The organism is Brevundimonas sp. KH_060 (assembly GCF_057838275.1).
Genome location: NZ_CM174463.1, coordinates 1,343,206 through 1,369,074, shown reverse-complemented (window position 1 = coordinate 1,369,074; position 25,869 = coordinate 1,343,206). Strand labels below are relative to the sequence as shown.

General features: G+C 67.3%; 26 protein-coding genes and 2 tRNA genes. 7 read left to right on the top strand and 21 right to left on the bottom strand.

Features of this window, described 5'->3' with window-relative positions; translation table 11 throughout:
• Positions 1–86: 86 nt before the first annotated feature.
• From AC3IPP_RS06700 to AC3IPP_RS06685, 4 genes are all read right to left on the bottom strand, one after another.
• Positions 87–161 (bottom strand) — tRNA-Glu (locus tag AC3IPP_RS06700).
• Positions 162–342: 181 nt separating this feature from the next.
• A tRNA-Glu gene (locus AC3IPP_RS06695) sits at positions 343–417 on the bottom strand.
• 115 nt (positions 418–532) lie between these two features.
• Positions 533–2,335, bottom strand: a complete 1,803-nt coding sequence (recJ, locus tag AC3IPP_RS06690; RefSeq protein ID WP_087138865.1) for a single-stranded-DNA-specific exonuclease RecJ — start codon at positions 2,333–2,335, stop codon at positions 533–535.
• Between the two features lie 180 nt (positions 2,336–2,515).
• Entirely contained in the window at positions 2,516–2,977 is a 462-nt protein-coding gene (locus AC3IPP_RS06685; RefSeq protein ID WP_489150807.1) for a hypothetical protein, read from the bottom strand.
• Between the two features lie 76 nt (positions 2,978–3,053).
• Between AC3IPP_RS06685 and phaC the strand changes: the two genes are divergently transcribed.
• Together phaC and AC3IPP_RS06675 are read left to right on the top strand one after the other, a co-directional pair.
• Positions 3,054–5,033, top strand: a complete 1,980-nt coding sequence (gene phaC / locus AC3IPP_RS06680) for a class I poly(R)-hydroxyalkanoic acid synthase (protein WP_489150806.1) — start codon at positions 3,054–3,056, stop codon at positions 5,031–5,033.
• Positions 5,030–5,407, top strand: a complete 378-nt coding sequence (locus tag AC3IPP_RS06675) for a hypothetical protein (RefSeq protein WP_489150805.1) — start codon at positions 5,030–5,032, stop codon at positions 5,405–5,407. Before phaC ends, AC3IPP_RS06675 begins: the two co-directional genes overlap by 4 nt.
• 19 nt (positions 5,408–5,426) lie before the next feature.
• On the opposite strand, the gene argC is transcribed toward AC3IPP_RS06675, so the two are convergent.
• From argC to AC3IPP_RS06625, 10 genes are all read right to left on the bottom strand, one after another.
• Entirely contained in the window at positions 5,427–6,362 is a 936-nt protein-coding gene (argC, locus tag AC3IPP_RS06670) for an N-acetyl-gamma-glutamyl-phosphate reductase (RefSeq protein ID WP_489150804.1), read from the bottom strand.
• Between the two features lie 105 nt (positions 6,363–6,467).
• Positions 6,468–6,956 carry a 30S ribosomal protein S9 gene (rpsI, locus tag AC3IPP_RS06665; protein WP_087138861.1) on the bottom strand — a complete coding sequence of 163 codons (489 nt, stop codon included), beginning with the start codon at positions 6,954–6,956 and terminating at the stop codon, positions 6,468–6,470.
• 2 nt (positions 6,957–6,958) lie between these two features.
• Positions 6,959–7,432 (bottom strand): 50S ribosomal protein L13, encoded by a 474-nt coding sequence (rplM, locus tag AC3IPP_RS06660; protein WP_172575532.1) that lies wholly within the window; start codon positions 7,430–7,432, stop codon positions 6,959–6,961.
• Between the two features lie 344 nt (positions 7,433–7,776).
• A complete protein-coding gene (locus AC3IPP_RS06655) occupies positions 7,777–8,208 on the bottom strand; it encodes a J domain-containing protein (RefSeq protein WP_489150803.1) in 432 nt (143 codons plus the stop codon).
• Between the two features lie 7 nt (positions 8,209–8,215).
• Positions 8,216–9,049 (bottom strand): division plane positioning ATPase MipZ, encoded by an 834-nt coding sequence (locus AC3IPP_RS06650; RefSeq protein ID WP_489150802.1) that lies wholly within the window; start codon positions 9,047–9,049, stop codon positions 8,216–8,218.
• A 120-nt stretch (positions 9,050–9,169) separates the two neighbouring features.
• Complete coding sequence (locus AC3IPP_RS06645) at positions 9,170–9,793, bottom strand: SPOR domain-containing protein (RefSeq protein ID WP_489150801.1); 624 nt, start codon at positions 9,791–9,793, stop codon at positions 9,170–9,172.
• Positions 9,794–9,876: 83 nt separating this feature from the next.
• On the bottom strand, positions 9,877–10,638 hold the full coding sequence (locus AC3IPP_RS06640) for a chorismate mutase (protein WP_489150800.1): 762 nt from the start codon (positions 10,636–10,638) through the stop codon (positions 9,877–9,879).
• Between the two features lie 310 nt (positions 10,639–10,948).
• Positions 10,949–11,515 (bottom strand): prephenate dehydratase domain-containing protein, encoded by a 567-nt coding sequence (locus tag AC3IPP_RS06635; RefSeq protein WP_489150799.1) that lies wholly within the window; start codon positions 11,513–11,515, stop codon positions 10,949–10,951.
• Positions 11,512–12,882, bottom strand: a complete 1,371-nt coding sequence (locus tag AC3IPP_RS06630; protein ID WP_087140277.1) for a class II 3-deoxy-7-phosphoheptulonate synthase — start codon at positions 12,880–12,882, stop codon at positions 11,512–11,514. The genes AC3IPP_RS06635 and AC3IPP_RS06630 overlap by 4 nt, the downstream gene beginning before the upstream one ends.
• 51 nt (positions 12,883–12,933) lie before the next feature.
• On the bottom strand, positions 12,934–13,989 hold the full coding sequence (locus AC3IPP_RS06625) for an enoyl-CoA hydratase/isomerase family protein (protein WP_489150798.1): 1,056 nt from the start codon (positions 13,987–13,989) through the stop codon (positions 12,934–12,936).
• Positions 13,990–14,099: 110 nt separating this feature from the next.
• Here AC3IPP_RS06625 and AC3IPP_RS06620 point away from each other — a divergent pair, with 110 nt between their 5' ends.
• Positions 14,100–14,531, top strand: a complete 432-nt coding sequence (locus AC3IPP_RS06620; RefSeq protein ID WP_489150797.1) for a hypothetical protein — start codon at positions 14,100–14,102, stop codon at positions 14,529–14,531.
• Between the two features lie 117 nt (positions 14,532–14,648).
• Here the strand turns inward: AC3IPP_RS06620 and AC3IPP_RS06615 are convergent, their stop codons facing one another.
• Complete coding sequence (locus AC3IPP_RS06615) at positions 14,649–15,785, bottom strand: isobutyryl-CoA dehydrogenase (protein ID WP_489150796.1); 1,137 nt, start codon at positions 15,783–15,785, stop codon at positions 14,649–14,651.
• A 154-nt stretch (positions 15,786–15,939) separates the two neighbouring features.
• Here AC3IPP_RS06615 and hemB point away from each other — a divergent pair, with 154 nt between their 5' ends.
• Positions 15,940–16,941, top strand: a complete 1,002-nt coding sequence (gene hemB, locus AC3IPP_RS06610) for a porphobilinogen synthase (RefSeq protein WP_489150795.1) — start codon at positions 15,940–15,942, stop codon at positions 16,939–16,941.
• A 28-nt stretch (positions 16,942–16,969) separates the two neighbouring features.
• On the opposite strand, the gene AC3IPP_RS06605 is transcribed toward hemB, so the two are convergent.
• Complete coding sequence (locus tag AC3IPP_RS06605) at positions 16,970–17,476, bottom strand: flavin reductase family protein (protein ID WP_489177453.1); 507 nt, start codon at positions 17,474–17,476, stop codon at positions 16,970–16,972.
• Positions 17,477–17,604: 128 nt separating this feature from the next.
• On the opposite strand from AC3IPP_RS06605, the gene AC3IPP_RS06600 reads away from it, so the two are divergent.
• Together AC3IPP_RS06600 and AC3IPP_RS06595 are read left to right on the top strand one after the other, a co-directional pair.
• Positions 17,605–18,507, top strand: a complete 903-nt coding sequence (locus tag AC3IPP_RS06600; protein ID WP_489150793.1) for a flagellar motor protein MotB — start codon at positions 17,605–17,607, stop codon at positions 18,505–18,507.
• A gap of 133 nt (positions 18,508–18,640) precedes the next feature.
• The gene (locus AC3IPP_RS06595; protein WP_489150792.1) at positions 18,641–19,378 is read left to right on the top strand and encodes an arginyltransferase; all 738 of its coding nucleotides are present in this window, start codon (positions 18,641–18,643) and stop codon (positions 19,376–19,378) included.
• A 73-nt stretch (positions 19,379–19,451) separates the two neighbouring features.
• Here AC3IPP_RS06595 and AC3IPP_RS06590 read toward each other — a convergent pair whose 3' ends face one another.
• The 3 genes from AC3IPP_RS06590 to parC form a co-directional block, all read right to left on the bottom strand.
• A complete protein-coding gene (locus AC3IPP_RS06590) occupies positions 19,452–20,480 on the bottom strand; it encodes a M48 family metallopeptidase (protein ID WP_489150791.1) in 1,029 nt (342 codons plus the stop codon).
• Positions 20,481–20,486: 6 nt separating this feature from the next.
• A complete protein-coding gene (locus AC3IPP_RS06585; protein WP_489150790.1) occupies positions 20,487–21,056 on the bottom strand; it encodes a LemA family protein in 570 nt (189 codons plus the stop codon).
• A gap of 103 nt (positions 21,057–21,159) precedes the next feature.
• On the bottom strand, positions 21,160–23,373 hold the full coding sequence (parC, locus tag AC3IPP_RS06580) for a DNA topoisomerase IV subunit A (protein WP_489150789.1): 2,214 nt from the start codon (positions 23,371–23,373) through the stop codon (positions 21,160–21,162).
• A 103-nt stretch (positions 23,374–23,476) separates the two neighbouring features.
• On the opposite strand from parC, the gene AC3IPP_RS06575 reads away from it, so the two are divergent.
• Positions 23,477–24,544 (top strand): NAD(P)H-dependent flavin oxidoreductase, encoded by a 1,068-nt coding sequence (locus AC3IPP_RS06575; protein ID WP_489150788.1) that lies wholly within the window; start codon positions 23,477–23,479, stop codon positions 24,542–24,544.
• A gap of 26 nt (positions 24,545–24,570) precedes the next feature.
• On the opposite strand, the gene recO is transcribed toward AC3IPP_RS06575, so the two are convergent.
• Both recO and AC3IPP_RS06565 read right to left on the bottom strand, forming a co-directional pair.
• Complete coding sequence (gene recO / locus AC3IPP_RS06570) at positions 24,571–25,302, bottom strand: DNA repair protein RecO (RefSeq protein WP_489150787.1); 732 nt, start codon at positions 25,300–25,302, stop codon at positions 24,571–24,573.
• On the bottom strand, positions 25,302–25,757 hold the full coding sequence (locus AC3IPP_RS06565) for a nuclear transport factor 2 family protein (RefSeq protein WP_489150786.1): 456 nt from the start codon (positions 25,755–25,757) through the stop codon (positions 25,302–25,304). Before AC3IPP_RS06565 ends, recO begins: the two co-directional genes overlap by 1 nt.
• Between the last annotated feature and the right edge of the window lie 112 nt (positions 25,758–25,869).

Genomic DNA, 25,869 nt, shown 5'->3' with positions numbered 1-25,869 from the left:
GCAAATGTCGCGCACGCGAAAAGGCCGCGCGAAGGCGGTCGACGAAGAAAATAACGATGGCGGGGGAAAGGGTTATTCGCTCCGCGTGGCAGTCCCTAGGGGAATCGAACCCCTCTTTTCAGGTTGAAAACCTGACGTCCTAACCGATAGACGAAGGGACCGCTGCGCGGAGGAGCGGCCTGATAGCCGTCCCTTTTCGGCGATGCAAGAGGGCGTCGCGCGCTTTTGCAAAAAAACGACAGACGCGCCGTTTCGATGCTGAATCCTGGGCGCCGCAGACATACAGGCGTGCGAAATCGCCGAGGAAAACGCATTTGAATGTCGGGGGAGATAAACTCCGCGTGGCAGTCCCTAGGGGAGTCGAACCCCTCTTTTCAGGTTGAAAACCTGACGTCCTAACCGATAGACGAAGGGACCGCTGCGCGGAGGACCGTGTAGATAGCCGCCGATTCCGCTTATGGCAAGCGCGCCGAGACGGATTTGTGCGACTTTTTCAAAGACCTGCGTCGTTTCACGGCCAAGGCTGACGGTTTCAGGCCATGCGCGGGTCGGCGACGTCCTCGATCTCGAACTGGACCCCGCGGCGGCCGTTCCAATCGTCGGCCCTGAGCCGCCCGACCACATTCAATCCGCCCTGCCCCGCCAGCAGCGCCTTGCCTGTCGGCAGGTCGGCGCAACGCCAGGCGATGGCCCGCACCGAGGCGCCGTCCGGACCGACCAGGCGACACCGCACATGGCCGCCGTTCATGGCGGCCGGCTCGCGCGCCTGAACGCCCTCCAGCGCGAACAGAGGCTCCGGGTTGGCCGGGCCATAGGGGGCCAGTTGCTCGAACGCCTCGAACAGGTCGCGGGTGGCGGCGCGCGGATCAATCAGGGCGTCGACCTCGACCCAGTCCTGGGCCACGGCTTCGACGCGCTCGGCCGACAGGCGTTCATTGAGGAAGGCGCGCAACTCGTCGATGCGATCGGCCGCCACCGTCAGCCCCGCCGCCATGGCGTGGCCGCCGCCCGCGATCAGCAGGCCCTCGTTCCATGCGGCCTGCACCGCCCGGCCCAGGTTCATGCCAGGCTGCGACCGGCCCGACCCCTTACCTACGCCGTTGATGGCGTCGACGCCGATGACGATGACCGGCTTTCTCCAGCGTTCGCGCAGGCGTCCGGCGACGATGCCGACCACGCCGGGGTGCCAGTCCTCGCCGCTGACGACCACGACGGCGCTGTCGTCAGAGTGGGCGCCGGTCGCCTCGACGCGGCGGACGGCCTGTTCCGTGACCTCGGCCTCGACCTCGCGCCGGGCGATGTTCAAGGCGTCCAGTTCTTGAGCCAACACCCGCGCCTCGTCAGGGTCGTCGGTGGACAGCAGGCGCGCGCCCAGATCCGACTTGCCGATGCGCCCACCCGCATTGATGCGCGGGCCGAGGATGAAGCCCGCGTGATTGGTCTTGGCCGGTCCCGGCTCGGCGCCCGCCGCCGCGAGCAGGGCGCGCAAGCCCGGATTGCGCCAGTGCGACATGACCCCCAGCCCCAGACTGGTCAGGGCGCGGTTGAAGCCGGTCAGGCCCGTCACGTCGCAGATAGCGCCCATGGCGGCCAGGTCCAGCCACTGGCGGATGTCCGGCTCGGCCTTGCCCTCGAACAGGCCGCGACCGCGCGCCTCGCGGTTCAGGGCGGCCAGCAGGACGAAGACCACGCCCGCCGCCGCCAGATTGCCCTGTCCCGAGCCGCAGCCCGGCCGGTTCGGATTGACCACGGCCAGACAGGCGGGCGGCTCTTCGCGCATCATGTGATGGTCGATGACCACGACCTTTAAGCCGATGGCCGCCGCATGGGCCACGGCTTCGTTGGCCGCCGCGCCGCAGTCGACGGTGATGACCAGATCGGCGCCCCGCGCCTTCAGCGTGTCGAAGGCCCGCGCGCTGGGGCCGTAACCCTCGGTCAGGCGATCAGGCACATAGATGGGCAGGTCGGCGCCCAGGGTGCGGAACCAGCGCACCAGCAGAGCCGCGCTGGACGCCCCGTCCACGTCGTAGTCGGCGAAGACGTGGATGCTGGCCTGGGCCTGCAACGCATCGACGATGGCGGCGGCGGCGGCGTCCATATCCATGAAGCTGGACGGATTGGGAAACAGCGCCTTCAGCGTCGGCTTCAGGAAGTCGGCGCCTTGCTCGCCCGCCACGCCGCGCGACGCCAGCGCCCGCGCCAGCGGCTCGTCCAGACCCAGCGCCTGCATATGGGCGCGGGTCGTCGCCGTCTCGGCCGGACGCTGTCGCCAGGCTCGCCCGGACAGGGAGCGGCTGACGCCGAGGAAGGCCGGCGAAGCGGCGCCGTCCGCCATCAGGAGGCTCGGCCGGTGATGGAAAAGGCGGCTGGGATGATGCGGGCCATGACGGACCTTCGGGACAAGAGCGGACGACGGCCTTTCGGCGCCCTGAGGATCGCGGGATTCGAGCCGGGACGCGACGTTCGCCCGCTTCAAGACCTTAAGGCCGGGCTGCGCCTGTTGCGGTCACAGACCTCAGCGACGCGGGCGGTCGATCGGCGGCGGGGCCTTGGCGCGACGACGCAGTTCCTCGGCGTAGGCCTCGACCTGTTCAGCGGTGCGCAGGGTCTGGGGCGACATCTGACTGGCGTCCACGCGACGGTTGACCTGCGCGACGAAGGCGGCCGGATCGGTGTTCAGCGTCCAGTCGATGCGCGCCGTCTCGGCGGTCAGGGCGGCGTTGCGGCTTTCCAGACGACCGACATTGGCGGCGATCTCGGCCGGAGCGGGCAAGGGCGAGCTGCTGCGCGGAAAATCGGCCCAGCGCGGATACTGGCGATTCTCATCGACCAACTGCTGCACCCTGGGCGCCAGAGGCGACGTCGGGTCGGTCTTCGGCTCGAAGGCGCTGACGCAACCGCCCAAAACCAAGGCCGAGCCCAGGGCCATGCCCCAAGCCGCCGCCTGTCCCGTCTTTTTCAGCACAATCGCGTTCATTTCAGTCACTGATATATGCCATCATCGCGTCGGGAGGAAGGCGCGCAAATTTGCTCGTCCCCATCGGAGGTTCGCCATGGCCAAGCGCCCGACCAAGGCTTCGTCCCCAGATGCGCCCGACGGCGCGCCCGAAAAGACGGCCGCCCCACGCAAGGCCGGACGCCCGACCTCGGCCAAGCCGCGCCTGAGAAAAGCCGCCGCCCCGGTTGAAAGGCCCGAACCGGCGCCCGCCGCGCCCCCAGCGCCCGAGGCCGAAGCCGCCTCTCCCGCGCCCGACTTCATGGCCTTCAGCGCCGAACAGCGTCAGCAACTGGAGACGCTGTCCCTGAACCTGGCCAAGGCGGCGATGATGGCCCAGACCGCGGTTGCCGAAGCGGCCCTGTCGCAGGCCGACCGCCCCGCCGCCCTGTCGCCCGACCCGTTCAATGTCGGCCCGGCCATGTCCTCGGTCATGACCAGCCTGGCCGCCCGCCCCGAAAAGCTGTTCCAGGCCCAGGCCGACCTGTTCGGCCGCTATATGGAGTTGTGGTCGACCACGACCCGCCGGGCGATGGGCGAGACGGTCGACAGTCCCGCCCCGTCGGACAAGCGGTTCCGCGACCCGGCGTGGTCCGAAAACCCCATGTTCGACATGATGCGCCAGTCCTATCTGGCCACCTCGGACTGGATGAACAGCCTGGTCTCCAGCGTCGAGGACGTGGACCCGCGCGTGAAGCGCCGGGCCGAGTTCTTCACCCGCCTGCTGACCGACGCCTTCTCGCCCGCCAACTTCCTGGCATCGAACCCGGTGGCGCTGAAGGCCCTGGCAGAGACGAGCGGCGAATCCCTGGTGCGCGGGATGCAGAACTTCGCCGCCGATCTGGAGCGCGGCGCCGGGTCGCTGAAGATCAGTCAGGCCGACTATGGCCGCTTCGTCCTGGGCGAGAACGTCGCCACGGCGCCGGGCCAGGTCGTCTGGCGCGACGAACTGTTCGAGCTGATCCAGTACGACGCCGCGACCGATCAGCAGCACGCCGTCCCGCTGCTGATCTTCCCGCCGTGGATCAACAAATTCTACATCATGGACCTGCAGCCGGCGAACTCCCTGATCCGCTGGCTGAGCGCGCAGGGCTTCACCGTCTTCGTCTGCTCATGGGTCAACCCGGACCGCGACAAGGCGGAGTTCGGCCTCGACGATTACATGAAGAAGGGCGTCTATCGCGCCGTCGAGAAGACGCTGGAGCAGACCGGCCAGCCGCATGTGAACACCGTCGGCTACTGCATCGGCGGCACCATGCTGGGCGCCAGCCTGGCGCACATGGCGGCCAAGGGGGATGACCGCATCGCCTCCGCCACCTTCTTCGCCGCCCAGCACGACTTCGCCGAGGCGGGCGACCTGCTGCTGTTCACCGACGAGCACTGGCTGGCCGAGATCGAGCGCATGATGGACGAGGCGGGCGGCGTCCTGCCCGGCACGGCGATGGCCGACACCTTCAACGCCCTGAGGGCCAACGACCTGATCTGGTCCTTCTTCGTGTCCAACTATCTGATGGGCAAGGCGCCGCCCGCCTTCGATCTGCTGTCGTGGAACGCTGACCAGACGCGGATGCCCAAGCGGCTGCACCTGCAATACCTGCGCCTGATGTACGGCCAGAACGCCCTGTCCAAGGGGGAGCTGGAGATCGACGGCGAGCGCATCGACCTGTCGAAGGTCCGCATCCCCCTCTATTTCCAGGCCAGCCGCGAGGACCACATCGCGCCGATGAACTCGGTCTATCGCTCGGCCCGGCTGTTCGGCGGGCCGGTCACCTATACCCTGGCGGGATCGGGCCATATCGCCGGGGTCATCAACCCGCCGTCGGCCAACAAGTATCAGCACTGGGTCAACGCCGCCCTTCCCGAAACGCTTCAGGAATGGCAAGCGGAGGCGGAACAGCATCCCGGAAGCTGGTGGTCGCACTGGGCCGACTGGCTGGGCGCGAAGTCGGGCGAGAAAATCGCTGCGGGCGATCCCAAGACCGGGACGTTGAAGCCCATCGAACCGGCGCCCGGCGCCTATGTGAAAGTGAAGTCTTGAAGCGTATCGAGCCCAACCTGCTGCTGGCGATCGCCACAGCCATTCCGCTGATCCTGCTGATCGCCACGGCCACCTTGTTCGGCATGCCGGGACAGTTGGTGAAGTATGTGATGATCGCGCTGATCGTGCCTGCGGCTTTCGTGCCGCTGAACGGCTTGATGGCGAAGCGAATGGGCATGCGCCGCCCGCCGATGATCCACCCCAACGCCGCCTCGACTGCCGTCTGGGCCAGCCTGTTTCCGGCGCTGATCATCCTGGCGGCGGGCGTGCCGCTGATCTTCCCCGGCCACGATTACGGCCTGCTGCTCATCATCGCCGCCGTCTTCTTCGGCGGAACGGTGGAGTCGGCCGTCAAGGCCGCGCGGGCGCGCTGATCGCTCGCCCTGACCGGCTTCACTTGAGGCCGGTCGTCTCGTCCAGTCCCAGCATGATGTTGAGGTTCTGGACCGCCGCGCCCGAGGCGCCTTTGCCCAGGTTATCCAGCAGAGCGACCAGACGCGCCTGCTCCCCGCCGCGATCGCCAAAGACGTGCAGACGCATCCGGTTGGTGCCGTTCAGGCCCTCGGGCTCGATGCCGATCATGGCCTCGGTCTCGTCGATCTCGGCCACCTCGACGAAATGTTGGCCCTCATAGGCCTCAACCAGGGCGCCATGCAGCCGCTCGACCGACGGCGTCTCCGGCAGGGCCGACAGGTGCAGCGGGACCTCGACCAGCATCCCCTGGCGATAGTTCCCCACGGCCGGCGAGAACAGCACCGAACGCGACAGCCCCGCGTGCTTCGTCATTTCCGGCACATGCTTGTGCTTCAGCGTCAGGCCGTAGGCGCGGAAGGCGGTCGAAGCGCCCTCAGCTTCAAACTCGGCGATCATGGCCTTGCCGCCGCCGGAATAGCCGGACACCGCATTGATCGTGACGGGCCAGTCGGCCGGGACCAGTCCCGCCCTCACCAGCGGTCGCATCAGGCCGATGAAGCCGGTCGGATAACAACCGGGGTTCGACACCCGCGTCGAGGCGGTGATGGCCGCGCGCTGGATCGCGTCCATCTCGGCGAAGCCATAGGTCCAGCCGTCCGCTGTGCGATAGGCGGTCGAGGCGTCGATGACCCGCACCGCCGGATTCTCGATCATCGACACGGCTTCAATGGCCGCGTCGTCAGGCAGGCACAGGATGACCGCATCGGCGCTGTTCAGCGCTTCGCGACGCGCCTCGACATCGCGACGACGGTCGCCCAGCAGCATCAGCTCCAGATCGCCGCGCGCCTCCAGACGCTCGCGGATCTCCAGTCCCGTGGTCCCGGCCTCGCCGTCGATGAAGATGGTGTGGGTCATCTCATGCTCCTGAAATGCCCTTCAACCAGAGTGGAAGAAGGGCAAAGAAAAAGGCGCCTCGGGTTTCCCCGAAGCGCCCTTTGTATTCCCAGTCGCGGTTGCGACTTAGCGCTTCGAGAACTGGAAGCTGCGGCGAGCCTTGGCGCGGCCGTACTTCTTACGCTCAACGACGCGGCTGTCGCGGGTCAGGAAGCCGTGCGGCTTCAGAACCTTGCGCAGTTCCGGCTCGTAGTGGGTCAGGGCGTGCGACAGGCCATGGCGGATGGCGCCGGCCTGGCCCGACAGGCCCGAACCTTCAACGGTGCAGATCACGTCATATTGCGTGGCGCGGTCCGAGACGTTCAGCGGCTGGGCGACCATCATCTGCAGCACGGGACGGGCGAAATAGGCAGCCACATCCTTGCCGTTGACGGTGATCTTGCCGGTGCCGCGCTTCACCCACACGCGGGCGATGGCGTTCTTACGCTTGCCGGTCGAGTACGAACGGCCGAGGGCGTCGATCTTCGGCTCGCGGACGATTTCCTCGGCAGCAGCGGTGCCCAGGCCCTTCAGGGCGTCAAAGCCGGCGGCGGTGTCTTGAGTCACGTCGGTCATGCTCAGGCGCTCCGGGTGTTCTTGGACGACATCGACTTGAAGTCGATGGTCGTGGGCTGTTGGGCTTCATGTTCGTGAGCCGCGCCGGCGAACAGGCGCAGGTGGGTCATCTGCTTGCGAGCCAGCGGCGACTCCTTGGGCAGCATCCGCTCAACGGCCTTCTCGAGCACGCGCTCGGGGAAACGACCGCCCAGAACCTTCTCCGGGGTGGTTTCCTTGATGCCGCCGGGGTGGCCGGTGTGGCGATAGTAGACCTTGTCGGTGGTCTTCTTGCCGGTGAACACCACCTTGTCGACGTTGGTGACGACGACGTAGTCGCCGCAGTCAACGTGCGGGGTGTAGGTCGGCAGGTGCTTGCCGCGCAGGCGGTTGGCGATGAAGGTCGCGAGGCGGCCCACGACGACGCCTTCGGCGTCGATGTGGATCCACTTCTTCTCGACCTCGGCCGGCTTCAGCGAAGCCGTGGTGCTCTTCAGCATGATGAGGGTCCTGGAAGACGAAAAACGCGGCCCGAACCAGATGGATCGGGCGGAGGCCGGGGTGATAGAGGGTCGCGCGCCGAAGGTCAATGTCGGTTGCGGCAGTGATTTTGATATAGATATTTGATTTTATTGAATATTTTAAATGCGGTATTAAAATACCCGCCCCTCTTCCTTCTCCCCTTGAGGGAGAAGGTGGCCCGTCAGGGCCGGATGAGGGGTGTTGACGCGACATACAGCGATTTCCCTCCGCTAGATTCTTCGGCAGACGAGGCGCTCACACCCCTCATCCGTCTGCCTCCGGCAGCCACCTTCTCCCTCAAGGGGAGAAGGAAAGCCCACTAACCTTTCAGCAGGCGGTCGCGCGCAGCGTTGACGCGGGCGGCCAGCCCCTCGGTGCCGCCTTGATCGGGATGGGCGCGCGCCATCAGCCTGCGCCATGCCGCGTGGATCGTCTGAGCGTCCGCATCGGCCGCGACGCCCAGAATAGCGCGCGCCTCGGCCTTGCTCATGGGCTCGGCGGGTTGAGCCGCCCTGCCCGCCACAGGTCGGATGCGCGACTGCACGGCCAACCAGACGCCTGCCGACGCCATCCCGCCCGCGATCAGCCAGGCTCCGCGCGCAGCCGCGAACACCGCTCCGGCCAGCAGGGCGGCGCTCAATATGGTCGCAGAGATGCGCCAGTGGCCGCGCCGGGCGCGTTCGGTCTGGCGGCCCAGACGCACCATGGCCCACAGGGCCACGGCGGCCAGCCCCAGCCAGATCAGGCCCATGAAGCGATCAGGCCGCCGCGTCCATGGCGGCGATGGCGTCGTCCAGGCCCAGTGCCTGCATCAGATTGCGCATCTCCTGGCGCGCGGCGACGTGGGCCAGAGAGACCGACACCGGGCGGATGTCGTTCGACAGGTCCGCCACGGTCAGGCCGAAGGGGAAGAGCTCGCGATAGATAACCCGGTCGCGCAGACCCGGCCCGACGCGGAAACCGACCCGCTTGGCCAGCTTGTTCATGCGCGAGGCCAGACGACGACGGTTGCGCGCCTCGGCCACGGCCAGGCGGTTGGTGACGACGATCCAGTCGATGGTCACCTGACGGCCCTCGGTGATGGCGCGGTGCTTGCGCGCCTCCCAGACGCTTTCAGAATAGATGGAGGGTCGGATCAGATCCAGCGTCACCGGATCCACCTCGCCCAGCAGGTCGAAGTCGACGAAGCTGTCGTTCATCGGCGTGACGATCTGGTCAGCGCGGCCATGCGCGGCGCGTGACAGAGCCGTATCGCCGCCCGGCGTGTCGATCAGGATGACGTCAGCCACGGCCTTGGCCTCGGCGAAGGCGGCCTCGAAGCGGGCCATCTGCTCGGCTTCATCAGCCTTGTGCAGAGCCTTGCCGTCGCCCATGTCCGGCACGATCGGCTGCGGCAGTTCATGGCCGTTGGCCTTGGTCCAGGCGAGGCGGTTGGCGAAGAACCGCTCCAGCGAGCGCTGGCGCAGGTCCAGGTCGATGACCGCAACCTTGCGCCCGGCGTGCAGAAGGCCGGTGACGATGTGAATGGCCAGGGTGGACTTGCCCGCCCCGCCCTTTTCATTGCCGATGACGATGACCTGAGGCTGCGCCATGTGAAATCCCACTGTGATCAGCAGGCGCGACTCATCTTCGTCCGCCGCCCGCCCATGGGCCGCAAGATCAGCCTCCGGGCGGCAATCGTCAACGAAACCTTAAGCTGAGCCTGTGGACGATCAGACCGAGGCCGCGCCGGATCGTGCGCACCACGGGTCCGAAGCCGCCAGATCGCGGCACAGGGCCTGAGCCTGTCCGGCGGTGGCGGCGACCTTCAGCCGGAACAGGCGACGCCCGCCGACCTCGACCGCCTCATAGACGGGCTGAAGTCCCGACAGCACCGTCCCGCCCGGCCCTCGGCTCAACCGCATCCAGGCCGCGCGGGCGCCGTCCTCGCTGGAATAGGCGCCCAGTTGCACATGGCGGGCAGCGACTATCATGGGCTTGGGCGCCGTCACGGCCGGCGGCGGAGCCTCGGGATCGGGATAGGCTGTCGGCGTAGGCCCAGGCGTAGGTCCAGGCGCAGAGGCCAGGCGGACCTTGGCGGTCAGGCCTTCGCGCGCGTCCCACAGTTCATGCGGGGTCATCAGCTCGACCTTCAGCGGAGCGGCGCGCTCACGCGGACGATCCGACGCAGCGACCGAATGCGCGTTCCCCGCCTCCTCGCCGGACAAGGGAATGGCGGCGATCCGTTCGGCGGCGCTCTCGAACCGATTGGGGTCGCTTTCCACCACGCCGCAACCGATCAGCAGCCCAGCAAGGACGCAGATCGGCGCAAGACGCAGGAGGACGGAGGCGTTCATACCGCCACATTGGACGACGGATTTTGAGACAGGGTTGAGGAACAGGCTTAACGTCGATTTACCCTGTTCCTCAGCCGGGCCTGTCAGCCGATGGCGCCGACGCCGCCCTCGACATCGCCCGGCGCCACATCGGCGTCGGTCAGGGCCAGGGTCCAGCCGTGGTGGGTGTTCAGGCCCCAGCGACGCGCGCCCGAGCCGTCGCCCGCGTCGCCGCCCGCCGTCACCACGACGCGGCGGCCCTTCGGCAGGGCCGGCGGATCGATCTTGCCCACGGCCAGAGACGTCGGCGTCTCGCCGCCGTAGCCGTCGAAGACGCTGAGCATCGACCATTCGCGGCGCAGGCCGATCCACCAGGGATCGTCGCCGCTGATCGACAGGACGGCCACGCCCTTGCCCTCAGCCGCATGGGCCAAAGCCGCCTGCGGGTCGAGCACCAGCTTGATGTCCGCGGCGGCGCCGAAGCGCAGGCGGGCGCCGTCCACGGCCTTGGCCGGGTCGATGGGGGCCCAGACCTGGACCTGCAGGCGGCCCTGGCGCGCCAGACCCCAGCCGACGATCTCGCGCCACAGATGCTCGACCGCCTCGCGGTTCTCAGGGTCGCACTGTTTCAGCAGGCGAGCCTGGACGGCCTGCTCGCGGTCAGGACGCAGCTTGGTGTGGGGGCCGGTCGGGGCATCCTTGGCCTTGCCCACCTGGGCGGCGACGGACAGGCGGCGCTCGAACAGTTCGAGGATCTGATCGTCCAGGCTGTCGATTTCGGCGCGCAGGGCGGCCAGCGCCTTCTGTTCGGCGCTCAGTTCAATGGTTTCGGCGGGCCAGACTTGCTGGATGGCGGATTGCGACATGGAAGATGGCTTTCGGCATGGGGATTTCGATAGGGAGGTCGCGTCCGCCGATAAAGACTCAGGCAGGGACGCGCAGAATGGCCGCTTGGGAAGAAGCGGTCGCCAGTGAGACGGTCAGGGTTGGTTAGAAGCCCGACGCCTCAGCCGGCGTATCGAAAGCCGTAATAGCCGTAGCCAAAATAGAAGCCGGCCACCGCGCGCGTGGTGGTTTCAACGGTCATTTGTGCGCGCAGCGAGGACATGAATCCGGTCCGGTTTCTGGATCAAGGTCGATCCGACCGGACCTTAAAGCCGCAAACTTTATGCGCGGTCAACCCTGAGGGGCCGTGAACAGGACAAAACGCGTCCGGTTGTCGCTGAAATCCTGCAAATCGTTGCGCAGAACCACCAATCCATAGACCTCAGCGGCGCGAGCGGGCGCTACGGCGGCGCGGGTCACGTCGTCCGCCTCGGCCACGGCGGCGGCGGCGCCCCCGGTGTCAAACGCCTCGACCGCCGCGATCTTCATCTCATTCAACGCCTTGGAGCATTGCTGCAGGGCGACAGGATGGCTTTCAGCCGTCTTCACATCAGACAAGCGCGCTTCAGGCGCGCCCAGCAGCGCCAGGCGGATCGGCCGCCAGGCCTCGCTGACCGCGACCAGCCTGGCCTGCCGCACCAGGGTGGCGGCGGGTTCGACCACGCCCACGGTTGAGTTCTCGACGGGGATCAGGGCGCAATGGCAGTCGCCGCCCAGGACGGCGTCGATCGCGCCCTGAAAGGTCTCAAAGCCGACCGCCTCGTCCCACGGGCGCAGGTCGAGGCAAGCCTCATGGCTGAAGGCGCCCGGCGCGCCCTGATAGGCGACGCGGCCGGGCGTTTCGTCTTCTGCCGTCATGCGGCCTCGGACCGGGCCTGCCGCCCGGCCTTGAGGCGCTCGGCGACCAGGAAGGCCATCTCCAGCGCCTGATCCGCGTTCAGACGCGGATCGCAGTGGGTGTGATAACGGCTCGACAGGTCGTCCTCGGTCACCGCCTGGGCGCCGCCGATGCATTCGGTGACGTTCTGGCCGGTCATCTCCAGGTGGACGCCGCCGGGGTGGACGCCCTCGGCCTCGGCCACATCGATGAAGCTGCGGACTTCGCCCATGACACGGTCGAACGGCCGGGTCTTGTAGCCGTTGCCGGCCTTCAGCGTATTGCCGTGCATCGGGTCGATCGACCAGATGACGCGCTTGCCCGCCGCCTTCACCGCCCGCATCAGACCCGGCAGGCGGTCGCCCACCTTGTCGTGACCGAAACGGCCGATCAGCGTCAGGCGGCCCGGGATGTTGTTCGGGTTCAGGGCATCGATCAGCGGCAGCAGGTCGTCGGCCGTCATGGTCGGCCCGCACTTGACCCCGATGGGGTTGGAGATGCCGCGCATGAACTCGATGTGGGCGCCGTCCAACTGACGCGTGCGCTCGCCGATCCACAGCATGTGGGCCGAGGTGTCGAACCATTCGCCGGTCGAACCGTCCAGGCGCGTCAGGGCGCTCTCGACGTTCAGCAGCAAGGCTTCGTGGCTGGTGAAGACCTCAACGCGCGACAAATCAGGATGCGTCTCAGGGGTGACGCCGACCGCCTCCATGAAGGCCAGGGCCTCGGTGATCTTGTCGGCCAGTTCGCGGTAGGCCGCGCCCGCGCCGTCGTCGGCGAAGCCCAGCGTCCAGCGGTGGATGTTGTACAGGTCGGCATAACCCCCGCCCGCGAAGGCGCGCAGCAGGTTCAGCGTCGAGGCCGACTGGTTATAGGCGCGGATCAGGCGCTGCGGGTCAGGCATCCGCTCTTCCGGCGTGAAGCCCATGCCGTTGATGATGTCGCCGCGATAGGACGGCAACTCGACCCCGCCGATCTCCTCGACCGGAGACGAGCGCGGCTTGGCGAACTGACCAGCGATGCGGCCGACCTTCACCACCGGCTTGCGGCCGGCGAAGGTCAGCACCACCGCCATCTGCAGGATCAGGCGGAAGGTGTCGCGGATGTTGTCGGTCGAAAACTCCTTGAAGCTCTCGGCGCAGTCGCCGCCCTGCAACAGGAAGGCGTTCCCCGCCTCGACCTGGGCCAGATGGTCGGTAAGCTTGCGCGCCTCGCCCGCAAAGACGAGGGGCGGCATCGCGCGCAGCTCGTCTTCGACGCGCGCCAGTTCGGCGGCGTCCGGATAGTCCGTCGGCATATGCAGGACGGGCTTGTTTCTCCAGGATTCGGGGGTCCAGCGCTTACTCATGCCGGCAAGATAGGCCTTTCCCCCGCCTTGAACAATGAAGCTTGCGCGAAATCAGCCGTTAAGCGGTTTCCATGCCTCATCGGCGGGCAGTGGCGCGAACAGGGCCTCGATCTGGGCGTCCGAAACCGAACAAAGCTCGGCCGGCGACCATTGGGGGGCGTTGTCCTTGTCGATGATGACGGCGCGCACGCCTTCCTGGAAGTCATGCGTCTGAACCACGCGCCCGCCCAGGGCGTATTCCATCGCCATGTTGTCGGCGAAGTCGGTCAGCGTCGCCCCGGTGCGAATCTGGCGCAGCGACACCTTCAACGACTGCGGCGACTTGGTCTTCAGGATGTCGAGTTGCTTCAGCGCCCAGTCCGAACCGTCGGCCGCAAGGGCGGCGACGATCTCTTCCACCGTGTCGAAGGCGAAAAGGCGGTCGATGGCTTCGCGGTGCGGAGCCAGCGGCGACGGCCCGGCGTCGCCGGCGATGCGATCGGCGACCGCTTTCGGGTCGGCGGGCGCGGCCAGAAGTTCGGTCTTCAACGCCTCGACGCCCTCGCTCGGCGCAAAGTGGGTGTGAATGCCCAGCGCCACCGTATCCGCCGCCTTCAGACGCGCGCCGGTCAGCGCCAGCCACACGCCCGTCTGGCCCGGCAGGCGCGGCAGGAACCAGCCGCCGCCCACATCGGGGAACAAACCGATGCCCGTCTCGGGCATGGCGTAGGTGGTGCGCTCGGTGGCGATGCGGACGTCGGCGGGCTCGCTGATGCCCACGCCGCCGCCCATGACGATGCCGTCCACCACCGCCGTGATCGGCTTGGGATAGACGAACATCAGATGGTTCAGCTGGTATTCGGTGCTGAAGAAGGCCTTGGCCTCCGAGGCGTCCCCTGCCCCGCTCTCGGCGATCATGCGGATGTCGCCCCCGGCGCAGAAGCCGCGCTCCCCTGCATGGTCGATCAGCACCGACTTCACCGCGTCGTCAGCGCGCCAGGTCAGCAGCGCCTCGATCATCGCCTCGCACATAGGTCGGTTCAGGGCGTGGATCGCCTTCGGCCTGTTCAGGGTGATGCGGCCGACACCATTTTCGATGCGGGTGATGACTTCGGATTCAGTGCTCATGCCTTGGGTCTAGAGCCGGCGCCGTCGCGGGTAAAGCCGAAGAGCCGTCTTGCATTCGCGCTGCAGCAGCGTTGGTATGGCCCCGCCTGGTTCACGAAAGACAGCACTCCATGCTCATCGCCGCGATGACAGCCGCCCTGACCCTGACCACCGCTCCCGCCGATGAAAGGGGCGCTCAGTGGGTGACGCACGACGTATCGGGCGAAGGCGCGGTCGCCAGCTTCCTGAACTGGAACTTCACCGGCGTCATCACCCGCGCGCACTGTGCGGGCGGCCAGGTCACATTCCAGTATTTCTATGACTTTCCGGGATCGCCCGCCCCCGGCCAGCGCGCCCTGACCCTGACGGTCGACGGCGCGGACTACCGGCTGACGCCCTCGGTCGATGAGATGGACCGGCAGGTCTACACCCTGTCGTCCGACGGCAAGGCCGCGCTTAGACAGGCGCGCAACGTCGATCTCGACGCCCCGAACGAGGCGGACGAGCCCTGGTATCTGGGCCAGTCCGCCGCGCTGGTGAACCTGGCGAGGCGCTGCGGCTGAGGCCTAGACCATTATCGATTTGGATTGGATCAATCCGAACTCGGATCAATGCTCCAGCATCAATGCCTTGAGCGAATATCTGGGTTCACATGCGATCGCATGTGAACCGATCTCGCTCTAGCGCGCCAGCTCGCGCGCCACGATCACGCGCATGATCTCATTGGTGCCTTCCAGGATGCGGTGAACGCGCAGGTCGCGCACGATCCGCTCCAGCGGGTAGTCCTTCAGATAGCCGTAGCCGCCGTGCAGCTGCAGCGCCTGATCGGCGATCTGGAAGCAGGCGTCAGTCGTCAGGCGCTTGGCCATGGCGCACCATTTGGTCTTCTCCGGATGGCCGGTGTCGATGGCCCAGGCGCCGCGCAGCACCATCAGGCGGGCGGCCTCAAGGTCCGTCGCCATGTCCGCCAACTCGAACTGGGTGTTCTGGAACTGGCCGATGGCCTGTCCGAACTGCTTGCGGCTGGCGACGTAGTCCTGCGCCGTCTCCAGCGCCAGACGCGCCCCGCCCAGCGAGCAGGCGGCGATGTTCAGACGCCCGCCGTCCAGACCGGCCATGGCGTATTTGAAGCCCGCGCCTTCCTCACCCACCAGGTTGGCGACCGGCACCCGGCAGTCGTCGAAGCTGACCACGGCGGTCGGCTGGGCGTTCCAGCCCATCTTTTTCTCATTGGCGCCGAACGACAGGCCGGGCGTGCCCGCCTCGACCACCAGGGTCGAGATGCCCTTCGGCCCCTCACCGCCCGTGCGGACCATGACGACATAGACATCCGACGTCCCGGCGCCGGAAATGAAGGCCTTGGCGCCGTTCAGCACATAATGGTCGCCGTCGCGCACCGCCGTCGTCCGCAGCGCCGCCGCGTCAGAGCCCGAGCCCGGCTCAGTCAGGCAGTAGCTGGCGATCTTCTCCATCCCGACCAGCGACGGCACGAAGCGCGCCCGCAACTCGTCCGAGCCAAAGCTGTCGATCATCCACGTCGCCATATTGTGGATCGAGATAAAGGCCGCCGTCGCCACGTCGCCGCGCGACAGCTCTTCAAAGATCAGCGCCGCCTCGATGCGGCCCAGGCCCATGCCGCCGTGTTCCTCGCCCGTGTAGATGCCGGCGAAGCCCATCTCGGCGGCGGACTTCAGCACGTCGACCGGGAAATGCTTATCTTCGTCCCAGCGAGCCGAATGCGGGGCCAGCTCGGCCTCAGCGAAGGCGCGGGCCGCGTCCTGAATGGCGCGTTGATCGTCGGTGAGGGCGAAGTCCATGAAAGCTCCCGCATTACAACCTGCCCTCTGACGGGGCGTTCGGGGCGCTTCTAACGGCTGGCGGCGCGCACGTCACCCCGTCCCCGCATGGGAGCGCGCCCGCTTGGACAGTTCGTCTTTTGCCTCTACCCGCGCTTTGTTTTAAGCCGCGCGCATGACCATGCCCTTCCAGCCCGCCGCCTTTCCCTACGCCCGCCCGCGTCGCCTGCGCTCGCAGCCTTGGGTGCGCCGTCTGGTCGCCGAGACGACCCTGACGCCTGCCGATCTGATCTGGCCGCTGATCGTCCATGACGGCCCGGAAGACCGCCAGCCGGTCGCCTCCATGCCGGGCGTCTTCCGCCTGTCGCCCAAGGAGGCCGCCAAGGCCGCCGTCGAGGCGCGCGATCTGGGCATTCCGATGGTCGCCCTGTTTCCGAACGTGAACGACGGGCTGAAGGACAATGTCGCCACCGCCGCCACCGACCCGGACGGCCTGATCCCCGACTGCATCCGCGCCATCAAGGACGCCGCGCCCGAGATCGGCGTCATGACCGACGTGGCGCTGGACTGCTACACCGACCACGGCCACGACGGCGTTCTGGAAGACGGCCGCATCGTCAACGACCCGACGCTGGAACGTCTGGCCGAACAGGCCTTCATCCACGCCCACGCCGGCGCAGACGCCGTGGCGCCGTCCGACATGATGGACGGTCGCGTTCAGGCCATCCGCGAGGCGCTGGAAGCCAACGGCCTGAGCGATACGTTGATCATCAGCTATGCGGCCAAATACGCCTCGGCCTTCTATGGCCCGTATCGCGACGCGGTCGGCTCGTCCAAGTCGCTGACCGGCGACAAGAAGACCTATCAGATGGACTTCGCCAACGCGGAGGAGGCTCTGCGCGAGGTGGCGATGGATCTGTCGGAGGGCGCCGACGCCCTGATCGTCAAGCCGGGCCTGCCCTATCTGGATATCGTCCGGCTGGTGTCGCAGACGTTCAAGGTTCCGACCTTCGCCTATCAGGTGTCCGGCGAGTACGCGATGATGCAGGCCGCCTTCGCCAACGGCTGGCTGGACCCGGACCGCGCCATTCTGGAAAGCCTGCACGCCTTCAAGCGCGCGGGGGCGTCCGGCGTCATCAGCTATTTCGCGCCGCAAGCCGCGCGGATGATGGGCTAAATCCCTTCTCCCCTGGGAGAAGGACGCGTCAGGCGGTCGGATCGACCGCCTTGCCGTATTTCCCGCGGAAATAGGTCAGCGCGTCGCCGGGCCGGGTGTCGAACGCCTCGACCCGGCCGACGATAACCAGATGGTCGCCCATGACGATGCGCTCGTGGGTCCGGCAGGTCAGACGCGTCACCGCATTCAGCAGGCGCGGCGGTTCGGGATCATCCACCGCGAACTCATCGTCCGACAAACGGCACACGCCCCAGGCGAAGCGATCGGACATGGCCTGATCCTCGACCGGCAGCATGTGCACGGCGAAGCGGTCCGCTCCGGCGAAGGCGTCGTGGCGGTCGGACTTGATGTCCATGCACCACAGCACCAGCGGCGGATCCAGCGAGACCGAGGTGAAGCTGTTCACCGTGATCCCCAACGGCCCGTCGGCGGTGTGAGCCGTCACCACGCACACCCCGGTCGCGAACCCGCCCAGCGCCCTGCGATAGGCGCGAGGGTCGAAATCATCGGCGGGTGAGGCAGGCGACTGTGACATGGCCATCAGCTAGGCCGTGAATCCCGCATCGGCAAGGGCGCGGCGCGCCGTCGCAGCGCACCGCAACCGCTTCTTAAGCCCCGCATGGGATTTAGGGCGAACGAACACGGTTAAGACGGACCCGCCCCATGGCGCTGAACGATCGCCCGATCCTGATCAAGAAGGTGAAGAAGGTTGCCGGACACGGCCACCACGGCGGCGCGTGGAAGGTGGCCTACGCCGACTTCGTCACGGCCATGATGGCCTTCTTCCTGCTGATGTGGCTGATCAATACGACTGATCCGGAGCAGAAGCGCGGCATCGCCGAATACTTCGCCCCGGCCAACGTGTCGGCCTCGACCTCGGGGTCCGGCGGCATCCTGGGCGGCACGTCGCTGGGCGATTCCGAAGGCGCCAAGGGCGCGGGCTCCAACGCCGTGATCGAACAACTGGCCCCCGAGGCCCCCGACGCGCCGCAGGAAGCGGGCCAGAATTCCAACCTGGCCTCGGCCAGCGAGGCCGCCCTGCGCGCCGAGATCGCGCGGCGCGAGGCCGCAGATTTCGCCAGCGCCGCCGAATCTCTGCGCCAAGCCATGCAGTCCATGCCGGAACTGGCCGAACTGTCGAAACAGCTGATTATCGATCAGACGCCCGAAGGCCTGCGCATCCAGCTGGTGGATCAGGAAGGCCGCTCGATGTTCGAGAACGGCTCTTCGCGTCCCAATCCACGCGCCCAACTGCTGCTGCGCGCCGTGGCCAAGGTCATCAACCAACTGCCCAACCGCATCTCCATCACCGGCCACACCAGCGCCGTCGCAGGCTCCAGCCGCGCCAGCAGCGCCGGCGACTGGCCCCTGTCTTCGGCACGCGCCGACGCATCGCGCCTGACGCTGCAGGGTGCGGGCGTGAACACCGACCGGGTCTATTCCGTCGCGGGCAAGGCGGGGTCCGATCCGCTGTATCCCGACGACCCGTCGCTGGCGGGCAACCGCCGCATCGCCATCGTCCTGCTGCGAGAGGCGCCGGTCCTGCCTACGGACACCAGCCTGTGAGGCCGTGCGGCGACACCCTCGCCGCACGAAGAAGGCTTGCGAAAACGGCTGGTTGCGCGCCAAATCAGATCATGAGCCGCGCGTATCCATCCGGCCCCTGTGCGGGCGCTGAAACCGTCACGGAGCGACAGCCGTGACCCAGCACTTCTTCTCGCGCCAACTCCGCTTCTTCATGACGGCCAGCGCGCCCTGCCCCTATCTGCCGGGTCAGTTCGAACGCAAGGTCTTCGCCAACCTGCCGTTCAACGACGGGGCCGACGTCAACGACGCCCTGACCCAGGCCGGGTTCCGCCGCAGTCAGAACATCGCCTACCGCCCGGCCTGCGAGGCCTGCGCGGCCTGCGTCTCGGTGCGGATTCCGGTGGCGGATTTTGAACTCTCGCGCTCGCGCCGCCGCATCCTGGCCCGCAACGCCGACCTGTCGCGCGGCCTGGTCGAGGCCGAGGCGACGATGGAACAGTTCGACCTGCTGCGCCGCTATCTGAACGCCCGCCACCCCGGCGGCGGCATGAGCGACATGAGTTGGCTGGACTATGTGTCGATGGTCGAGGACACCGCCGTCCGCACCCATTTGATCGAATACCGCCTGCCCAGCGAGGATGACGGCCCCGGCCGCCTGGTCGGCGTCTGCCTGACCGACCTGCTGCATGACGGCCTGTCGATGGTCTACAGCTTCTTCGACCCGGAGCTGGAGCGCCGCAGCCTGGGCCGCTTCGCCATCCTGGATCACCTGCATCAGGCCCAGACGGTGGGGCTGCCGTATGTGTATCTAGGCTACTGGGTCCAGGGCTCGCCCAAGATGGACTACAAGGCCGAGTTCCGCCCGCTGGAGGCCCTGCGCCCCTGGGGCTGGGAGCGGCTGGAGGAATAGACGCCACGCCTCTCCCTCCCCTTCATGGGGACGGTGGTCGCGCAGCGACCGGGTGGGGAGGGAGAAGACTGCGTCAGGTCGTCGGCACCGCCGTGCCTGCGGCCTGAGGCGCTCCGCCCCACGGCCCGTCGTCCCGACCGCCGGCGAACTGCACCAGGGCCGCGATCCTTTTCTCGATCGGCGGATGAGTGGCGAACAGGCCCGAGAACCCCGCCTTCTCCGCCGTATTATCCAGGAACATGCCCCTCAGTTCATCCGGCGCCTCCAGCTTCGACTGGCCCGACACCTTGCGCAGGGCCGAGATCATGGCGTCCGGGTTCTTGGTCAGCTCCACCGCCCCGGCGTCGGCCACATACTCCCGCGTCCGCGACAGGGTCATGCGGATGACGGCGGCCAGGCCGAAGCCGATCACCCCGATGGCCAGGCCGATCAGGATCAGCGGCATGGCGTTCTTGTTGTTCCCGCCGCGGCCGCCGCGCACATAGAACAGGCTGCGGAACACCAGTTCAGCCACCACGCTGATAATCCCCGCGAAGATCGAGGCGATCACCATGGTCCGCACGTCCTTGTTGATGACGTGGGTCAGCTCGTGCGCCAGGACGCACTCCATCTCGTCGCGGTTCAAGGTCTGCATCAGGCCGCGCGTGACGGTGACGCTGTAGTTGCCCTCGTGCAGGCCGGACGCATAGGCGTTCAGCGACGGGCTTTCGATGATGCGCAGGGCGGGCGTCTTCATCCCGCGCGAGATCGCCAGGTTCTCCAGCAGATTATAGAGGTCCGGCTCGCTCCGACGCTCAACCTTTCGCGCTCCGGTCATGACGTCGATCATCATCTGATTGCCGAAATAGGCGATGACGAACCAGATCGCCGCCGCGATGGCGGCGAAGGGCACTGTCCAGCCCAGCATGGACGCCGCCAGCGCCAGATCCTGACCCAGGTCGCCGCCCGAATTGGGCAGAAGGCCGAACCCCATCATCAGCACCTGAATGCCGAACAATATGCCGACCAGCAGCACCGGGAACCCGGCCAGCAGGATCGCCGACCGGGTGTTGTTCCGCCAGATGTGGGTCTTGAGGCCGACGGCCTGGCCGAAAACCGCCATTGGGGCTTAGAACTTCACCGTCGGCGGGGCGGCGTTCAGCGCGGCGCGTTCGCCCTCGCCCACGTCGAAGAAGGGCTTGTCCGCGCCGAAGCCGAACATCCCGGCGAACAGGACCGTCGGGAACTGACGGCGCACGGCGTTAAATTCGCTGACGGCGTTGTTGAAGAAGCGGCGCGCGGCGGCCAGCTTGTTCTCGATGTCCGACAGGTCCATCTGCAGCTGCTGGAAGTTGGCGTTGGCCTTCAGGTCCGGATAGGCCTCGGACACGGCGAACAGACGGCCCAGGGTCGCCGTCAGCATGTTCTCGGCCTGCACCTTCTCATCCACAGTGCGAGCGCCCGCAGCGGCGGCGCGCGCCTGGGTCACGGCGTCCAGGGTGCCGCGCTCGTGCGTGGCGTAGCCCTTCACCGTCTCGACCAGGTTGGGGATCAGATCCTGGCGTTGCTTCAACTGCACGTCGATGTCGGCGAACGACTGGTTCGCCGTCTGATCCAGCTTCACCAGCTTGTTGTACGCGCCGACCACGACGAACAGCAGAATGACGACGATGACGCCGATGATGATCCAGGTGATCATTGAGCCTCCTCCGAAAGATCAGCCGCGACTATGCGAGCCGGAAGTCGCCGCAACCAATGAATTCGGCGTCACCCTTCCCTCTCCCGCCGGGAGAGGGTTGAACTCAGCGGAACTTGCGCAGGCCGCGCGGACCCTGACGGCCGGCGCCGGCGCGTTTGCCCAGCCAGTCCTTCCAGTCCGGCCAGTTGCGGCGGCGGCCGCCGCCGTCGGCCCATTCCGGCCCCGCTTCGGCGTTGAACACCGCCACATCGGCCAGGCCGCCCTGCTTGTAGTTCTGCAGCTTCACGCCCTTGCCCCGGCCCATTTCGGGCAGTTCGGCCAAGGGGAAGATCAGCGCCTTGATGTTCTCGCCGATGACGGCGACGTGGTCGCCCTGCGGCTGGCTGGGCACGCGCAGCATGGCCAGCATCTCGCCGTTCAGCACCTGCTTGCCGCCGCGCTTCTGGGCCAGAAGGTCGTTCTCGGGCGCCACAAAACCGTAGCCCGCCTTTGAGGCGACCAGCAGCTTGGCGTTCGGCTCATGCGCCACGACGTTGATGATCTCGGCCTTCTCGTCGAGATCGATCATCAGACGCAGCGGCTCGCCGTGGCCGCGCCCCGACGCCAGCTTGTCGGCGCCGATGGTGAAGATGCGCCCGTCCGACGCCCCGACCAGCAGCTTGTCCGTCGTATAGGCGGGAACCAGGAAGCCCAGCTTGTCGCCTTCCTTGAACTTCAGTTCGGAGGGATCGTCGACCTTGCCCTTGGCGGCGCGGATCCAGCCGCGATCGGACAGGATGACGGTGATCGCTTCGCGCGGAATGAAGGCTTCCGGCGCGACGAAGGCCGAGGCGTCGACCGCCTCTCCCATCAGGGTGCGGCGCGGCGAGACCAGCGCCTTGCGCACGGCCTCCAGCTCCTTGCCGATGGCCTTCCACTGCTTGGCCTCGGAGGAGGTCAGCGCCTGCAGCGCTGCAAGTTCTTCCGACAGCTCATTGAATTCCTTCTCGATCGTCATCTCTTCGAGACGGGCCAGCTGACGCAGGCGGGTGTCGAGGATGAAGTCGGCCTGAAGCTCGCTCAGTCCGAAGGTCGCGATCAGGGCCGCCTTGGGCTGCTCTTCCTCGCGGACGATGCGGATGACCTCGTCCAGGTTCAGGAAGACGATGCGAAGGCCTTCCAACAGGTGCAGGCGCTTCTCGACGCGGGCGATGCGCCACTGGCTGCGGCGGTTCAGCACTACGCGGCGGTGATCGAGGAAGGCCTGCAGGCATTCCTTCAGCCCCATGACGCGCGGCGTGCCGGTGGCGTCCAGCACGTTCATGTTGATAGGGAAGCGCACCTCGAGATCGGACAGCTTGAACAGGCTTTCCATCAGCATTTCAGGCTCGATGGTGCGGTTCTTCGGTTCGAGGATCAGGCGGATATCCTCCGCCGACTCGTCGCGCACGTCGCCCAGCAGGGGCGCCTTCTTGTTCTCGATCAGGTCGGCCAGGGCCTCGATCAGGCGCGACTTCTGCACCTGATACGGCATCTCGGTGATGACGATCTGATAGGCGCCGCGATCGAGCTTTTCCTCGACCCATTTGGCCCGCAGCCGAACACCGCCACGGCCGGTCTCATAGGCGTCCAGAATGGCGGCCTGGCTTTCGACCGACACGCCGCCCGTCGGGAAGTCCGGCCCCGGCACGATCTGCATCAGATCGACGGTCGTGGCGTCCGGCCGCTCCAGCAACAGATGGCAGGCGTCGATCAGTTCGCCCACGTTATGCGGCGGGATGGAGGTCGCCATGCCCACGGCGATGCCCGACGATCCGTTGGCCAACAGGTTTGGAAAGCCCGCCGGCAGGACTACCGGCTCTTCGTCCTGATCGTCATAGGTGGGGCGGAAGTCGACCGCGTCCTGATCAATGCCGTCCAGCAGCAGGACGGCGGCAGACGTCAGCTTGCACTCGGTATAGCGCATGGCCGCCGCGCTATCGCCGTCGATGTTGCCGAAGTTCCCTTGCCCGTCCACCAGCGGATAGCGCTGGGCGAAGTCCTGAGCCAGACGGACCAGGGCCTCATAGATGGAGGCGTCCCCGTGCGGGTGATAGCCGCCCATGACCTCGCCGACGACCTTGGCGCATTTGCGCGCGGCCGCCTGCGGGTTCAGCCGCATCTGGTGCATGGCGTACATGATGCGCCTGTGCACCGGCTTGAAGCCGTCGCGCACGTCGGGCAGCGCTCGGTTGGTGATCGTCGACAGGGCGTAGGCCAGATAGCGCTTGGACAGCGCATCGCCCATCGGCTCTTCGACGATGCGGCCGCCTTCGGGCGTCGGGGTGTGGATGGTCATACGGCTTCGAATCAATGATCGGACGAGGAAAGTCTAGCGCAGCCGGGGCCTGACGCAGGGATTGTCAGCGCCTATCTGTGCAGAAACGCGCGAAGGAGCCCCGATGAAGACCGCCCTGACCGACCGCCTCGGCCTGACCGTCCCCCTGATCCAGGCGCCGATGGCGGGAACCTCGACCGCCGAACTGGCCGCCGCCGTGTCGAATGCCGGGGCGCTGGGCTCCATCGCCCTGGGGGCCATCGACGCCGAGGCGAGCCGTAAGGCCATCCGCGCGGTGAAGGCGCTGACCGACCGGCCGTTCAACGTCAATCTGTTCTGCCATGCGCCGATCGCGGCCGATCCAGCGCGCGACGCCGTCTGGATCGACAGCCTGCGTCCGATCTTCACCGAGTTCGACGCGGCGCCGCCCGAGCGCCTCAACGACATCTACCAGAGCTTCCTGACCGACGACGCCAAGCTGGCCGTGCTGGTCGAGGAACGGCCTGCCGTGGTCAGCGTCCATTTCGGCCTGCCGCGCGCCGATCAGGTGGCGGCGCTGAAGGCGGCGGGCTGCGTCCTGGTCGCCAGCGCCACCACGCCCGAGGAAGGCCGCGCCGCTGTCGCCGCCGGGTTCGACATGGTGATCGCCCAAGGGGTCGAGGCGGGCGGTCATCGCGGTGTCTTCGACCCTGCCGACGATCCGCGCTTTGCGGCCTTGCCGCTGACGCGCCTGCTGGCGCGCGACCTGCCGGTTCCGGTCATCGCGGCGGGCGGGATCATGGACGGCGCCGGGATCGCGGCGGCGCTGGCGCTGGGCGCGGCCGGGGCGCAGATGGGCACGGCCTTCGCATCGTGCCCGGAGTCGGCGGCGGATGGCGCCTATCGAGCGGCCTTGGCAGGAGTCGAGGCCGGGCGCACGCGGGTCAGCGCAGCCATCTCCGGCCGCCCGGCGCGCGGGGTGGAGAACGCCTTCATGCGCCGCGCCGATGAGACGAAGATCGCCGCCTATCCTTACGCCTACGACCTCGGCAAGGCGCTGAACGCCGCGGCCAGGGCCAAGGGAGACAACGGCTATGCTCCGCACTGGGCCGGGCAAGGCGCGCCGCTGGGCCGGGCGCTGCCTGCCGCCGAACTGGTCGCGATGTTGGAAAGGGAAACGCGCGAGGCGATTGCGGGGCTGACCCGCCTCTGACCCTCCCGCTCATCCCGGCGAAGGCGTTACAGCCGCCCGGCGTCGCCCAGCTTGTCGATCATCCAGACCCGCGCAGGCGGCAGGGGCTTGTTCAAGGCGTGGAAGACGAACCGCTCAAGAAAATGTCCCGTCAGCTCCAGCCCTGCCTTCACATCGCCTGCGCCCAGCCCGGCCTGCGCGCCCAGCATGAAGGGCGGCAGGGCCAATAGCTTGTCGGCATAGGGCGCGCCCGCCTCGCGGCTGACGGCGCGGCCGGTGCGGGGGCTGACCCAGACCAGATCATCCATCGACCCTGTTGAGGCGCAGCGCGACAGGTCGAGGCCAAAGCCCAAATCTTCCAGCAACCCCGCCTCGAAACGCACGAAGATGGCGGGCCAGACCTCGGGCACGGCGAACGCCCCCATCAGCGCCTCGAAGGCGTAGAAGGCGCCGGGATGCGGCTCACGCTCCGGCAGGGCGCCTTGCGCCACCGCCGCGGCGGCGCTGAGGCCGGTTAGGGCCAACGGGTCGTCGAACAAGGCGGCCGGGCCTTCGCCCACCGGCTCCAGCCGCGCCGAACCCAGCTGATCCGAGGTCCGCGACCGCAGATCGGCCACGACCCGCGCACCGGGTTGAAGGAAGGGCCGCATCCGACGCGACGCCCCGCCCGCGACATAGGCGGCGCGGCGGCCGTGCCGCTCGGTCAGCAGATCTACCACCGCCCCCGTATCGCCATGCGCCCGCGCCGACAGCACGAAGGCGTCGTCCTGAACTTCCATCAGTCGGCCTTGATGGCGTCGACGACGGCGCGCGCCTTGTCGTTCGGCACGGCGAAGCTGAGGACGTATTGCTCGATCTTCCAGCCCTCGTCGGTCAGGCGCAGCACGCCCGAACCGCGCGTGGTCCCATAGGCGTCGTTTTCCAGAACCTCGTCGAACCAGGCGACGCAGCGGCAATCGATCGGGGCGATGGTCACGGTCCGCGCCGTCGGCCGATAGGTCCAGCCCTTGCCCTGCGAGAAGTAGGGCGTGGCGTAGGCGCGGAACTCTGGCAACGTCCACCGCTCGCCCGCGTCCGTGCCGATGAAGCGGGCGTCCGGCGTGAAGGTCGCGAAATAGGCCTCGCCGTCCGCTACCGAGGCGGCGGCGTGCATGGCGTCCAGCGTGCGCTCGACAGGCGCAGTCTCGGCGGACGCGGCGGACAGTTGGAGCATCATCAGAGCGGCGGTGATCATGAAGATGTTCTAGTCCTGTTCCGAAGTTCGTGAAAGCTCCCACACATCCGCTCATCCCGGCCCCAAGAAACGGAAACCTCGCTCGCCCTGTGCGTTCCGCCTCCATCCGAAG